The 14,390-nt window shown below is 51.2% G+C and carries 9 protein-coding genes and 1 pseudogene; 7 read left to right on the top strand and 3 right to left on the bottom strand.

Features of this window, described 5'->3' with window-relative positions:
* Window positions 1-22: 22 nt before the first annotated feature.
* The 7 genes and pseudogenes from cdhC (at window position 23) to JW883_05015 (ending at window position 11,311) form a co-directional block, all read left to right on the top strand.
* Complete coding sequence (cdhC, locus tag JW883_05045) at window positions 23-2,230, top strand: CO dehydrogenase/CO-methylating acetyl-CoA synthase complex subunit beta (GenBank protein MBN1841635.1); 2,208 nt, start codon at window positions 23-25, stop codon at window positions 2,228-2,230.
* 153 nt (window positions 2,231-2,383) lie between these two features.
* Window positions 2,384-3,730 (top strand): acetyl-CoA decarbonylase/synthase complex subunit gamma, encoded by a 1,347-nt coding sequence (locus tag JW883_05040; GenBank protein ID MBN1841634.1) that lies wholly within the window; start codon window positions 2,384-2,386, stop codon window positions 3,728-3,730.
* A gap of 101 nt (window positions 3,731-3,831) precedes the next feature.
* Window positions 3,832-4,731, top strand: coding sequence for a dihydropteroate synthase (locus JW883_05035; protein MBN1841633.1), 900 nt, complete (start codon window positions 3,832-3,834; stop codon window positions 4,729-4,731).
* Between the two features lie 292 nt (window positions 4,732-5,023).
* Window positions 5,024-5,266, top strand: a pseudogene (locus tag JW883_05030) ((2Fe-2S)-binding protein).
* Window positions 5,246-9,178, top strand: a complete 3,933-nt coding sequence (gene fdhF / locus JW883_05025; GenBank protein MBN1841632.1) for a formate dehydrogenase subunit alpha — start codon at window positions 5,246-5,248, stop codon at window positions 9,176-9,178. Before JW883_05030 ends, fdhF begins: the two are co-directional and overlap by 21 nt.
* A gap of 93 nt (window positions 9,179-9,271) precedes the next feature.
* Window positions 9,272-10,513: an aminodeoxychorismate synthase component I gene (pabB, locus tag JW883_05020; protein ID MBN1841631.1), complete on the top strand. Its 1,242-nt coding sequence runs from the start codon at window positions 9,272-9,274 to the stop codon at window positions 10,511-10,513.
* Window positions 10,514-11,311 carry an aminotransferase class IV gene (locus tag JW883_05015; GenBank protein ID MBN1841630.1) on the top strand — a complete coding sequence of 266 codons (798 nt, stop codon included), beginning with the start codon at window positions 10,514-10,516 and terminating at the stop codon, window positions 11,309-11,311.
* Between the two features lie 47 nt (window positions 11,312-11,358).
* Here JW883_05015 and JW883_05010 read toward each other — a convergent pair whose 3' ends face one another.
* From JW883_05010 to JW883_05000, 3 genes are all read right to left on the bottom strand, one after another.
* Window positions 11,359-11,535, bottom strand: coding sequence for a hypothetical protein (locus tag JW883_05010; GenBank protein MBN1841629.1), 177 nt, complete (start codon window positions 11,533-11,535; stop codon window positions 11,359-11,361).
* Between the two features lie 16 nt (window positions 11,536-11,551).
* Entirely contained in the window at window positions 11,552-12,118 is a 567-nt protein-coding gene (locus tag JW883_05005) for a hypothetical protein (GenBank protein ID MBN1841628.1), read from the bottom strand.
* 96 nt (window positions 12,119-12,214) lie between these two features.
* Entirely contained in the window at window positions 12,215-13,903 is a 1,689-nt protein-coding gene (locus JW883_05000) for an HDOD domain-containing protein (GenBank protein MBN1841627.1), read from the bottom strand.
* Window positions 13,904-14,390: the final 487 nt, after the last annotated feature.

Here is a 14,390-nt window from a genome sequence, read left to right as displayed (position 1 = left end):
TGAGAGACGAGGTGTTTGAAAAGTGTCAAAAATCATTTGTTCTGCAGCAATTCGGGGTGCCCATAAGATCGTAGAAAGGGCGCAAAGCAACTATCAAGAAGCCATCGATAAATGGGGGCCTGATCAAGAGATCGGCTTTCCCAACACGGCCTATTACCTTCCCGTTATCTTTGGCATTACAGCCATACCTGTCAAAAACCTTGGAGATGTCAAACAGGTCCTTGAGCGGTGCAGGTCATTGCTGCCCCCCATGGTTGACGAACATGTGTGGCTCCCGTATCTGGCACCCGCCTTGGAAGCTGGGATGGCTGCACTCTTTGCAGAAGAGATCATTGAGGCCATACGCTATCTTGAGGCCCCGGAGTTCTATACCAAGACGGAAGACCCTTCAAACGGAAACATCTGGTTGGGCGCAGCCGATGACGTGATATTGCGTAAACGCGGCGTGGAATTCGTTGACGGCACCGCCCCTGGCTTTGCAGCTATCCTTGGCGCCCCGCCGACCATAGAGATTGCTGTACAGCTTGCCCAGGAACTTCAGGAAAAGAACCTCTATGTCTTCATGAGTGCCGATCATCAGGGCCGCACTATGTCCGAGCAGTTGGTCGAGGCAGGGGTTCAGATCGGGTGGCCCACACGGCTTGTTTCCTTTGGGCCGGAGTATACGGCTACCGTATTTGCTGCTGGCTTTGCCACCCGGGCGGCCATGTCCTTTGGCGGAATAAAGCCAGGGGATTTTAGGGGCATTCTTTTTTACAACAAGGACCGTATCTTTGCCTTTGCCATGCCATTGGGTACAGTAACCGATGAATGGTATGCAAATGCCGCCGGTGCAATAAACTGGGGTTTTCCGACCATTGCTGACACGCCGATCCCGGAAGTACTCCCCACAGGTATCTGCACGTATGAGCACGTGGTCTCCAATGTCCCGTACGACGAATTGGTAGCCAGAGCGATTGAGGTCAGGGGGCTGAAAGTCGCCGTGACAAAGGTTCCCGTCCCGGTGTCCTACGGGCCGGCCTTTGAAGGAGAACGGGTACGTAAAAACGATCTCTATCTGGAGTGCGGCGGCGGCAGGACGCTAGCCGTGGAATGGGCTACGACCAAGGATATGGACGAGGTGGAAGACGGCAAGATCGAGCTGTTCGGCCCGGATGTGGATGATGTGCGGGAAGGGAGTAGGCTTCCTCTGGCTATCGTGGTCGAGTTTGCAGGAAGAAAAATGGAGGAAGACTTTGAGCCGATCCTGGAAAGACAGATTCACCATTTTGTAAACTACGCCCAGGGTCTTATGCACATTGGCCAGCGAGACATTACATGGATTAGGATGGCCAAGGCTGGCGCCGCAAAGGGCCTCAAGATCAAGCACATCGGAGATATCCTCCATGCCAAGTTCCATCAGGATTTTGGTGCTATCTTTGATAAGGTCCAGGTCAAACTCTATACAGAAGAAGAAAAGGTAAAAGAAATTCTGGAAAAGGCAAGGCAGGTGTACCAGCATCGAGATGCCCGGATCGAAGGGATGACTGATGAGACTACTGAGACGTATTACTCCTGCACGCTTTGCCAATCCTTTGCGCCGAATCATGTTTGCATTATCAGCCCTGAGAGGACCGGCCTTTGTGGTGCTTACAACTGGATGGACTGCAAGGCATCCTATGAGATCAATCCCACTGGGCCTAACCAGCCGGTAGAGAAGGGGGAAACTCTCGATGCAAGGCTGGGACAATGGAAAGGGTGTAACGACTTTCTGTACATGGCCTCACGCCAGGCCCTGGATCACTACAATTTTTACAGCATTGTCCATGACCCCATGACGACCTGCGGTTGCTGCGAATGCATTGCTGCTATACTTCCCATATGCAATGGCGTCATGACCGTGGATCGTGATTATGTGGGGATGACTCCCTGTGGCATGAAATTTACTACCCTTGCCGGAACCATCGGGGGCGGGATGAGCGTGCCCGGATTTGTGGGGCATGGTAAGTACAACATCACTCAGAAAAAATGGTTAGTGGGTGATGGCGGGATCAAGCGCCTGGTTTGGATGCCAAAGCGCCTTAAGGAGGAGATTGCAGAGCGCCTGAAAAAACTGGCGGAAGAGATTGGTGTCCCTGATTTGCCAGACATGATTGCCGATGAAACCGTAGGGACTTCCGAAGAGGAAATCCTCCCTTTTCTGGAGGAAAAGGGCCATCCGGCTCTATCCATGGACCCGTTACTTGAGTAGAGTCATTTATCATCCGTCACTTATCAATGACCAATACCCAATAATAACCGATACCTGATGCCCGATGCCAGCCCCCTCTATCAGGCATCTGGCATCAGGCATCCTGCATCGAACCAATGACCAGTCACTGATGACTAACAACGGAGGAACAATATGGCTTTAACAGGAATTCAGATTTACAAACTTTTGCCCAAGACCAATTGCGGGGAGTGCGGGGTGCCAACCTGCCTGGCCTTTGCCATGAACCTGGCTGCGGGCAAGGCAGAGCTGGGTGCTTGCCCCTATGTTTCAGAAGAGACCAAGGCAGAACTCGCTGATGCCTCAGCACCTCCCATCAGAGTGGTGGAGATTGGAACCGGGGACAGGAAGCTGAAGATAGGCGGTGAAACCGTGCTCTTTCGTCACGAGAAGACGTTCTTGAATTCGCCTGGGCTAGCTGTCCTTGTCACGGATGAGATGGCTGACGAGGAGGTGGCTGGCCGGCTTGAACGGTTCAGGACACTGGAATACGAACGTGTGGGGCTGATCCTGAGGGCTAACCTTGTGGCTGCAAAGTCCATCTCTAGCGATACGGGAAAGTTTGAGGCCCTGACTGCGAGGGTAAAAAATGAGACAGACGGTGGCATTATCCTCATGGCCACGAATGCCAGCGTGATGGAAGCAGGGCTTAAGGTATGCGCTGATCGCAAGCCGCTCATCTATGCAGCGACCAGGGACAACGTGGACAGCATGGCCGGCCTTGCCAAAGAATATGGCTGTCCCTTGGCAGTTAAGGGAGACGGTATCGACGACGTTTCGGATTTGACCACGAAGTTGACAGAAGACGGACTCAAAGACCTGGTTATCGATTCTGGAGCACGTACTACCAGGAAGGCCTTTGAAGACCAGATAGCTATCCGCCGTGGGGCCATTGTCAAGAAACATCGTCCCCTCGGTTTTCCCACCATTACATTGCCATGCGAGATGATCGATGATCTTATGCAAGAGACCTTGATCGCCGGCATGTTTGTGGCAAAATACGGTGGAATCATTGTGCTTTCAGACCTTCAAGGTCATAGCCTCTTCCCGCTCCTCGTGGCCCGTATGAACATCTATACAGACCCGCAGCGCCCCATGGCTACATCTCCCGGTATTTACGAAATCGGAGGACCAAAGGAGGACTCGCCCGTACTGGTGACCTGCAATTTCTCGCTAACCTATTTTATTGTGTCGGGCGAGATCGAAGCGAGCCGGATTCCTGCATGGTTAGTCGTTGTAGACACAGAAGGCCTTTCAGTGCTTACGGCCTGGGCTGCCGGAAAATTCGTAGGAGATGCCGTCGGCATGTCCATAAAAAAGTGTGGCATAGCAGACAAGGTGAATCATAAAAAGGTGATCATACCAGGCTATGCAGCTGCCATCTCAGGGGACCTGGAAGAAGAATTGGGCGACTGGGAGGTCATGGTGGGGCCAAGAGAGTCGGCCCACATCCCCGCCTATCTCAGGGAGTGGCAGGCTTAGAATTGACGATTTTTGATTGTAGATTGACTATTTTGAAAGGAATCGCTTGATTCCTAATTCATCAATCATCAATCATCAATATTCAATCGCTAGGGGGTTTCATGATTCTGATCGGTGAAAATCTGAATGTTATGGTCAAGAGAATCGGGCAGGCCATCAAGGAGAGGGACCCAAAGCCCATCCAAGGGCTGGCCGTGGCTGAAGCAGAAGCTGGGGTGGATTACATAGATATCAATCTGGGCCCTGCCAGAAAGGGCGGGGAGGAATTGATGGAGTGGATGGTGAAAACCATCCAGGAAGTCGTTGACCTGCCCCTATATCTCGACACCACGAATGCGAAGGCTGTTGAAGCTGGCCTCAAGGTTTATGAGAACAGACTGGGAAAGGCAGTGATAAATTCTATCATGTGTCGCCCTGAAAGGATGGAGCAACAGATCCCGATGGTTACCAGATATGATGCGGGCATGGTGGCACTGCTTTGGGGGCCCGAAGGGATGCCCAGGGACGCGGCAGAGCGCGGAGTCCTGGCTGCCGATATACTCCAGAGGGCTGTGGAGGCTGGTGTGGCAGGAGAAGATATATGGGTCGATCCGATTATAACGCCTGTCAATGTCCAGCAGAATCAACTGCTGGAATGTAATCAGTTCATGTCAGAGCTGGCTATGATAGCAGAAGTGCTGGCTCCTGGGTGCAAATCCACTTGTGGGCTGTCTAACGTCTCAAATGGCGCACCTGACCATCTTCGGCCCATCCTGAATCGGACTTATATGATCATGCTCGAAAAGTTCGGGATGAAATCATGTATCGTGGACGCCTTTGACAAGGATCAGCACAAGATCGCACGGGGCAAGCTGCCAGAAATCACAGCCTTGGTTCATCAAGTGGTTGACGGGAACGATCCGATCATGGAAAACCTCAGCAAGGAAGCTAAGGAGTATGTGAAAACCGCAAGGGTGCTTTTGGGGCATTCCCTCTATACCGATTCATGGCTGGGGTTATGAGTCGTTGCCAGGGATGTGAAGAACTCCTTTGCTGAATAGCTAGTGCCCATCGACGAATGGTTTTCAAATCAAAAGGCAGTGGCGTATGTTTCCAATTCAGTCCGCCTGAGGCGGATTTCTCTGAGCACTTGTGCCGGCGTAGCCTTGGCGAAGCCGCAAGGCCGCACAAGGGTTTATGCCGAGACGTACTTTTCGTACGTCGCAGGCGTACTGTTCTCAAGCCGCAGGCGCACAACCCGCGGAGAACGCCGCTCAGAGAAAAAAGGGCCATTTATGGATGGAAACTAGCTAACTGTTCGGAGTCCAAGTGACGAATAGTGTGCAAGTCAGGATCGATGGTCAAACCGTGTGGGTTGAACCTGGCACGACCATTCTCGATGCCGCCTCGCATGCCGGTATTAATATCCCCACCTTATGTTCGCATCAGGCGGATCATCCATGTCAAATATGCGCTGTTGAAATTGAGGGGGAAAAAGCCCTCGTGCGAGCCTGTTCCACGCCGGTGGAACACGGCATGATTGTAAGCACCAAGAGTGATCCTGTTCGAGCACACCGCAAACATATCTTGGAACTAAAACTCTCCCGGCACTATGGAGACTGTATCTCCCCTTGTTCCTTTTCCTGCCCGGCCAACATAAATATCCAGGGGTATGTCAGCCTGATCGGCCGTGGGCAATATCTTGAGGCGCTCAGGCTCATCAAGGAGAAGAATCCCCTTCCGTTATCGACAGGCAGAATCTGCCCCCACCCTTGTCAGGACATGTGTCGCCGGATGCTGGTTGACGAGCCTGTGACTATAAATCACCTCAAGCGATTTGTTGCAGACTATGCGTTGCATGCTGAACAAAGAGATATTCTTGGTCCTTTGGCGTCCACCGGACATCGTGTGGCCGTCATTGGCGGTGGACCTGCAGGACTGTCAGCAGCCTACTATCTGGCCCGAAAGGGTCATGCGGTTACAATCCTTGAGGCGATGCCCAAACTAGGCGGGATGCTCCGTTATGGCATACCAGAGTACCGACTCCCCAAGAAGATCCTGGATCTGGAAATAAGAAATATTCTTCAAACCGGTATTAGCGTTAGGACCGGACAGCGGCTGGGAAAGGACTTTACTCTGGAAACTCTGAGTGAGGAAGGCTTTGGTGCGATTTTTGTCGGCATAGGAGCATGGCGCGAAATAAATATGGGGGTGGAGGGGGAAGATCTGGAAGGGGTCGTTTCCGGATTGGAGTTCCTGAAAAACGTAGCTGCCGGCAAAGATGTCAGTATAGGTAAAAGGGTGGCTGTGATCGGAGGGGGAAACTCGGCCATGGATGTGGCGCGGACCTGCCTGAGAATAGGGGCTGAAGAAGTAACCATCATCTACCGGCGCAGCCGGCTGGAGCTGCCCGCCAGGGAGCAGGAGGTCAGGAAAGCAGAAGCAGAGGGGGTGCGCTTTTTTTTCGTGGCAACTCCTTCAAGGATTATGACAGAGGATGGGCGCCTGAAAATTGAAGTACTTCGAACCCGACTCAGCGAACCGGAAAAGGACGGACGACGACGTTATCCTGTTCCCATTTCTGGTTCTGAGGCTATTTTTGAAGTGGATAATGTTTTTTCTGTAATCGGTCAGAGGCCTGACGTCTCATTGTTTTCTACTGAAGGTAAAATTGGTGAACTCGCTATATCTCAAAAAGATAGGATCATTGTAGACCCGGACACTTTTCAAACTAGCGTAAAAGGGGTTTTTGCCGGTGGGGACGTGGTTAGCGGTCCAAGAACGGTCGTTAAGGCAGTTGCTGCCGGTCGGAGAGCTACCGATTCGATCCATCTCTACCTTACCGGGAATGAGATAAGACCTGCTCAAACAGAGCTTAACGTTACCAGGGGAGGGAACCTTGATGAGGTAGATCTTAAGAATTTCGCTGGGATTCAAATCGAGCCGAGTGAACAGATCCCCGAGCGTCCTCCCAACATACGTATCCGGAGTTTTATCGAATATACGCTTGGCTTTTCCGAGGATATGGCCCTTCGAGAGGCGGGACGATGTCTGGGTTGCGGCTGTGTGGCTCTTCCCAAATGTGAACTCAGAAGGCTTGCCATGGAATATGGTGCGGATCTCTCTGTCTTGGGAACGGAAAAACGTCTCAAGTATGCGATAGACGATAGCCATCCTCTTATCACGATTGATCCCAACAAGTGTATCTTTTGCCAGCGCTGCAGAAGTAATTGTGAATTTCAGGCAATGGAAGTGAATGCATCTCAATTCGATGACAATGACCTCCCTTTGGACATTACGATCAGGATAAACGAAAGCTGTACGTCTTGCGGAAAATGTGTGGACAGTTGCCCCACAGGCGCCCTGGTAAAAAAGTGCGTCACGCTTCCTGTTCCTTCTGATCGATTGAAGCAGACAAGGACCGTTTGCGCATATTGCGGGTGCGGCTGCAATCTGACACTGAACGTGAACGGGGAATCCCTGGTGGAGGTGACATCAGATCCTTCCCATGCCCCGAATTTTGGAAACACGTGTGTCAAGGGGCGATTCGGATACGATTTTCTCCATCATAAAGACCGTCTCACGCATCCTCTTGTGCGAAAAGGTGAGTATTTCGTTGAAGCAACCTGGGAGGAAGCGCTGTCATTGGTCTCCCAAAAGTTTTTGGAATTGAAGGAAAGATGCGGCCCACAGGTTTTGGCCTGCTTGAGTTCTGCTAAGTGCACTAATGAGGAAAACTACCTCATGCAAAAGTTCATGCGAGCTGTGATCGGGACGAACAATGTGGATCATTGCGCGCGACTCTGACATGCCTCGACCGTGGCCGGTCTGGCCGCCGCCTTTGGTAGTGGAGCGATGACCAATTCTATGATGGAAATAGAAAAGGCGTGTGTTATTCTACTTACCGGCAGCAACCCGACAGAGAACCATCCCATAGTGGACCTCCACATCAGGCGCGCAGTCTCCCGGAACGGAGCAAGACTTATCGTGGTAGACCCTCGTGAGCTAGAACTTATGAAATACGCCGATGTCTGGCTTCGGCCCAGACCAGGCACAGATGTGGCCTGGCTTAACGGCCTGATGCACGTCATTATTCAGGAACAGTTGTGGGACAGGTCCTATGTGGAGAAGAGGACAGAAAACTTTGATGCCTTGAAAGAAAGCGTCACAAAATACGATCCCGAGTTTGTGGAAAAGATCACAGGCATCCCTGCCCGGGATCTCAAGAAGGCTGCCCGCCTCTATGCCGAGGCCGAGATTGCTTCTATCGTGTATGCAATGGGGATTACCCAGCATGCGGCAGGGACTGATAATGTGAAGTCCATTGCCAATCTGGCCATGCTGTGCGGGAATGTGGGGATCGAGGGAGGAGGGGTAAACCCCCTCCGTGGGCAGAATAATGTCCAGGGAGCCTGTGATATGGGAGCGCTTCCAAATGTGTTGCCAGGGTACCAGAGCCTCTCTGACCAACGGGTAATTGAGAAGTTTGAGCAGGATTGGGAGGTAAAAATCTCTCCTGAGCCAGGGTTAGCCGTTACAGAGATGTGGCCTGCCGCACTCAAGGGGAAGATCAAGGGTCTATATGTTGTTGGGGAAAACCCGGTCATAAGCGACCCTAACTCCAACGAAGTGAAGGCTGCCTTAGATAGTCTGGAGTTTTTGGTCGTGCAAGACATATTCATGACCGAGACGGCCAAGCTTGCCAACGTAGTACTTCCCGCAGCGAGTTTTGCCGAAAAGGAAGGTACCTTTACCAACACAGAAAGGCGTATCCAGAGGGTAAGACAGGCATTTACTCCGGTGGGCCAGGCCAAGTCGGACTGGCAGATCATTTGCGAACTTGCCCGGACGATGGGCTACCGGATGAACTATCTATCCCCCGGAGAAATCATGGAAGAAATCGCCGGCCTCACTCCGAATTATGGTGGGATTTATTATGATCGCCTGGAAAAACAGGGGCTTCAGTGGCCTTGCCCGACGAGAGATCATCCAGGCACACCATACCTTCACAAGGACACGTTTACCAGGGGCATGGGGCTATTTCATCCGACAGAATTCATTCCGCCCGGCGAACTGCCGAATGACACCTATCCATTTTTTTTCTCCACAGGACGTGTACTGCAACACTATAACAGCGGCACAATGACCCGGAGGGTACGGGACCTGAATTTGCTATGTTCAGAGCCGTTATTGAAAATCCATCCTAAAGATGCTGAGACGTGCAATATTGAAGAAGGCTGGATGGTAAGAGTTTCCTCTCGCCGCGGGCAACTGGTTGTCAGGGCCCATCTGACTACAAGTTGCCCACAAGGGCTTGTCTTTATCCCTTTTCACTTCAAAGAGGCCGCCGCAAATCTTCTGACCATTGATACCCTTGATGCGGTTTCGAAGATACCCGAATACAAGGTTTGCGCGGTTAAAGTCGAACCAGAGACAGGGATTGGGGCGGTCAAGAATTTTTCGCGATAGCGCCCCGGTGCTCTATTGACAATTTTGGATTTGGGATCTTAATTGCACAATCCGCAATCCCAAATTGTATATCTATCTATGGAAAAAACGCGCTTGACAATCAAAGCCGGTCCCTGTCAGGTCTTCAGATCCGTCTGTCATAAACCGGGCGCCATCTTTTTAGAAACTCAGAAGCCTTCCTTTACCAACCGATATTCCTTTATTGCCTGGAAGCCGGAAAAGGTGCTTAGCGGAGATATCACGGGCCTTAAGAAGGATGATTTCTTTGGTTTCATATCATCCAATGCACAAGTCTACTTTGTAGCCGGTTACATAGGGTACGAAGCCTGTCAGTGGATAGAAAACCTGCCAAGGCCTGGCGGCAAGGACAGAGCACTTCCTGACATCTACCTTGGGGCCTACCCTCAAGTCCTCGTATTTGATCATTTCCAAAAGAGCTGGTCCTGCTGGCACAGAGACGAACGCCCTGCCCTACCTGCCTCTCGTTATGAAAACAGCAGGCCCTGTACGGGCAAAATAATAGGATTCAATCAAAGCAAAGCCACCTATCTTGAAAATGTCCGCCACGTACTCGATCATATAAGGAAAGGAGATGTTTATCAGATCAACTACACCCAGAGGGTCTATTTCACCTGCCGGGGAGACATCTTTGATCTGTACTTGCACTTGAGGGAGATCCAGCCGGTCGCCTATGCGGCCTTCATCAACTTGGGAGATGGTCTGGTTATTTCCGGAAGCCCGGAACTTTTTTTGCGCCTCAAAAAAAATAAGATCTTGAGCAAGCCGATGAAGGGAACGAGAAGAAGATCGAGTAATGCCTCTACAGACAGGAGATTGCGGCAGGAACTCAAAAAAAGCGAGAAAGATAGAGCTGAAAACACCATGATCGTGGATCTCATGAGAAACGATTTGGGAAGGTTCTCCGAATTCGGTTCTGTGGAGGTGCCCAGACTGTATGTCGTGGAGGCCTACGACACCGTCTATCAAATGGTTTCTTACGTGACTGGCAGGGTTAGAAATGACACTTCGATGTCCGACATCATCCGCGCCACCTTTCCGCCAGGCTCTATTACGGGCGCCCCTAAAAAAAGGACCATGGAGATCATTTATAAACTGGAACCCCATCAACGAGGCGTGTATTGTGGAACGATTGGATATTTTTTTCAGGATAAAATGACCCTGAACGTAGCGATTCGAACTCTTGAACTATGGGACGGACAGGGTGTCCTCGGGGTGGGAGGGGGTATCGTGGCTGATTCAGACCCTGAAGGAGAATATGAGGAGAGTATCCTCAAGGCAAAAGCTTCCATGATGGCAATTGGAATCGAATTATAGATGAAAAACCGAACTCTCTTTTTTGGTGAAGGCCTCTTTGAGACGTTTCGCGTCTATGCAGGCAGAAAGGTCGCCTTTGTAGAGGATCATTTGGACCGCATGACCGACGGGTGCCGCTTTTTCGCCCTCCCCTTCTCTAGAAAAAAAGCTATGGATGCATTGATACTGGCCCTAAAGGAAATTCCAGCCGGCACAGAGGCCCGCCTTCGGCTCAACCTGATCTCCTATGGAGATCACAGTGTGGAAAAAACAGCTTTCCAGACAACCTGGGAGCCATTGCACGGGATCCGGGCCTGGCAGGATTCAGGGGTCAAGCTGGCCTTGGCCCCTTTTCAGAGATTTTCTCAGTCTCCTTTGGTAAGGTTCAAGACAACTTCCTACCTGGAAAACATCTTTGTTTTCAACTGGGCCAGAGAGGAGGGGTTGTTTGATGCCCTCTTTACGAACGAACGTGGCGAGATTACTGAGGGGAGTGTCACTAACGTGTTCTTCTTGAACAAAGGGAGGATCAATACACCGCCGGTAGATGCAGGCCTCCTTCCAGGTATAACACGCAAGCAGATCATAAAGGTTGCCAGGAGGATTGGCGTCTCCTTGACCGAATCGAAGGTGACGCCGGCAGATCTGAACCGATTTGACGGGGCCTTTGTCACCAACTCGGTCATTGAGGCCCTGCCAGTGCGCAGGATAGGCGCTACGGATTACGGGTTTCCTGAAATGATCAAGGTGTTACAAGAGGGCTATCAAAAACGTTTGGAGATCTATTTTCTGGAAACGCATCCGCTCCTTTTTTCGTAGCTCATCAAAGAACCCGGGTAGTTCGTTCTCCGTGGGGGGAAACCAAGCTATTGGGAAGTTGCCTTAGACCGATCATCTTGGAGGTGCATATCCGTGAGGGCCTCCCCTACGCGCAGCCAGTCACGCTCCTCCTTTTTCTTACATTCTTCCCAGAGCTTTGCAGTTTGCTCGGCGAAACGTTGACGCATCTCATAGTCATGATCAGTGTGGTTGTGTTCTTTCATATCATTAAACCGTTTTCTAGCCAGCAGGAATGTTGTTGCAAAGGTCTTTTATGATTCTCTGGGCATGATAGCTCTGTCGTTTATCATCAAGCAAAGTTACAGTGCTATTGCCGGAGCCTGACCACACTAATTGACCTGTGTAGCCGTCATAGATTTTTATGGTAATCCCGACACCACCGTCATTACGAAAGGCTATGAATTCACGCCACTCCGTTATGGACCCGGTCACAAAACAATCGACCGCCAACAGCTGACGCACTTTGTCGAGATTGGTTCCTACCGGGAACTCGCTTATTTCAAGATTGCGCTCCTCAAAGATCGCTTGCACGCGGGCACGCTCTACCACGTCCCATCCTTTTTTCAGGAGCTGCGTGGCAACAATATCAGCCACGCCTTCACAGATGCCGGATGCTTGTTCCTTCGGCACTTCAGGTGGAGGAGCAAATGGCAGGACAGCCGCCCGTTTGAATCGAGAAAATTTTGCATCTTGTTTGACATAATGATCAGTGCTCATGCATCCAACAAAAACCCCAAGGCAGATAACAAGGTACGTTGAACGGGTAATGGTCTTAAATTTAAACATTTCAGCGGTCTCCTTCCTTTCAGGTATTATCGGCATCTGAGCTGAAAAACTTGAAAGCAAGGACATCAACAGCCGGGGTATTTCTGAATCAGAAAATCAATGAGACTGCAACATCGGAAGGAAAAACCTCACGCTATTTCCCACGCCATCCTGGATTTCCAACTCAATTCTGCCATTGTGAGCTTCTATGATTTTTCGTGCCATGGGAAGACCCAGGCCGACGCTAAAGGTCTTGGTGGAAGGATTCGACTCCTCTAAGGCATCTCGTATGTCATCCGGCATGGGGCGCCCGTTGTCAGAAATGCCGATGCATACTTGTCTGGTTTGCCGGAAGGGTTGAACGGTCACGGCTACAGCGCCACCGTCTTGACCAATCATGCCAATGGCGTTCTTCACAAGCTGTCGCAACACCCTGGAAATTCCGTCCGTGTCCACAGGGACCCGGACCGGTTCTTCAGGAAAATGCCTGACCACGTCGATGCCTTTTTCGTGGAAGAGATCTCGAAATTCATCAAGGATCTTGTCTGTTACTCTAACAAGGTCTTTCTCGGCAAAAGTGGGCTCGTAAGCTCGTGTATATTCCAGGATCTCCTTTAAGATGCGCTCCAGCCGTATAGACTCTTCGGCAATGATTTTGGCATATTGCCTGCCATGATCTTCTGCGCCGGCCTGGTGTGCGAGCCTCCTGGCAAAGCCCCCGATGGCAAGCAGTGGGTTGCGAATCTCGTGGGCCACCGCGTCCAGAGTGTTTTGAAGGATATCTCTGCGGCTTTGGCTCATCTCCTCAGATATCCGGTTCAGTGATCGGTCATACCGACCCACCTGGTCCAAAAGCCCCTGAAGGGAGGTGTCCATGGAGGCGTTTATCCGACCGAGGGCCTGATTTGCGTTTTCCATTACCCTTACTATGTCGGTCTGTGAATCAACCTCGATAAGGAGTTGCTCGGCCAAGTCTTCAACCTTATCAAATGCCTCTGACAGAATGACGTTCACCCCCTGCGGTTCCAACTTCAGGAGGTCTTGAGCCAGCCTTTGCAGCTCATGCAAATCCGCGGTTTGACCGAATACGATTTCCGTTGCTCTCCTTGCCAGCTCCACCACCCTGCACAGAATCGGCTTGTCTGCCTCAATGGCCCCCGTCCCGAAATAACTCTGGCTATCCACCAGATCGGCTGAAAACCGCCAGCGTCGCAGAATGAGGCTCCCTACCTCCCTGTGGTTGACACCCAGATTTTTCTCCTCCCAGGAAACGGCCTTTTCCAGGGGCAGATTCCCGCCAGGAAAGCTCTTCCTCATCTCCTCGGGACAAGCCGCATGGTAAAGCATGAGCATGCCGATTTCCAGGATCAAGCCCGCCACAAAGGCTTCTCCCGGATCGAGGCTGCGTGGCTGCGCGCACTGGGCAAAATCATGTGCAATGAGCGCTCGATACAAAGAGGTCTTCCAGAAATGATTGTAGTCCATGCCCTCTGTCCCGCCCATGGGAAATGTGTCCCGCAGAGAAAGGGTTAAACCCATGATGCGCACCCTCTTGAAACCTACCAGGACAACTGCCTGGGAGATAGAGGCGACCGGCTGTGGCCGAGCAAAAAAAGCGCTGCCAACTAATCTCAGAAGCCGCGTAGCCAGACCAGGGTCCTGTTCAATGATTGCGGCCAAATCCCGTGCAGAGCTCCGGTCGTCCGCAGCGAGTTCAACCAACTTGATGGCAAGAGGCGATAACGAGCGAAGGCCCTGACTGTCCAGAATCCTCTTGAGCAGCTTTGCTTTTTCGCGATTTTTCATGGCAAAAAACCTACCAGAATGGGTTTAGTTTGACAATGGGCTATTTGACCAGTGCAGGACAGAAAAGAATCTTGAAATGCGATAATAGCACCTTAGTCCGCCAGCCCGAAAGTTAGGTTTCAATATTGTAATTGCGATGAAGAAACATATCCCCCGCAAATCACTAAAACCCGTCTCGACCCCTCCTTTCCAGAAAAAGGCGCAACAAAGTCCGACTGGCTTTTCACACGGCCCTTTTTACTACATTCATGGGGTCTCCCCACCTGCCTTAAAGCCTTTTCAATCAACACTCCAGGCACGAATTTCATAGACTCGCGTATTCAATAATCTTCTTCATATCTAGTTCGCTCAGTCGAAAAAAGAATCCATTGAAGAAGTCTCCGTCTGAAGTACTTATAGGCAATGGCATGCAAGTTGCGTAACGCTCCGACAAAACGTTGCGGTTCATCCGGAAACGTTATCCGCGGCCATTGGATGAGTCGCCCAC

Source organism: Deltaproteobacteria bacterium (assembly GCA_016930875.1).
Classification (GTDB): domain Bacteria; phylum Desulfobacterota; class Desulfobacteria; order Desulfobacterales.
The sequence above is the reverse complement of the archived record's forward strand: the minus strand, read 5'-3'. Positions and strand labels throughout refer to the sequence as shown.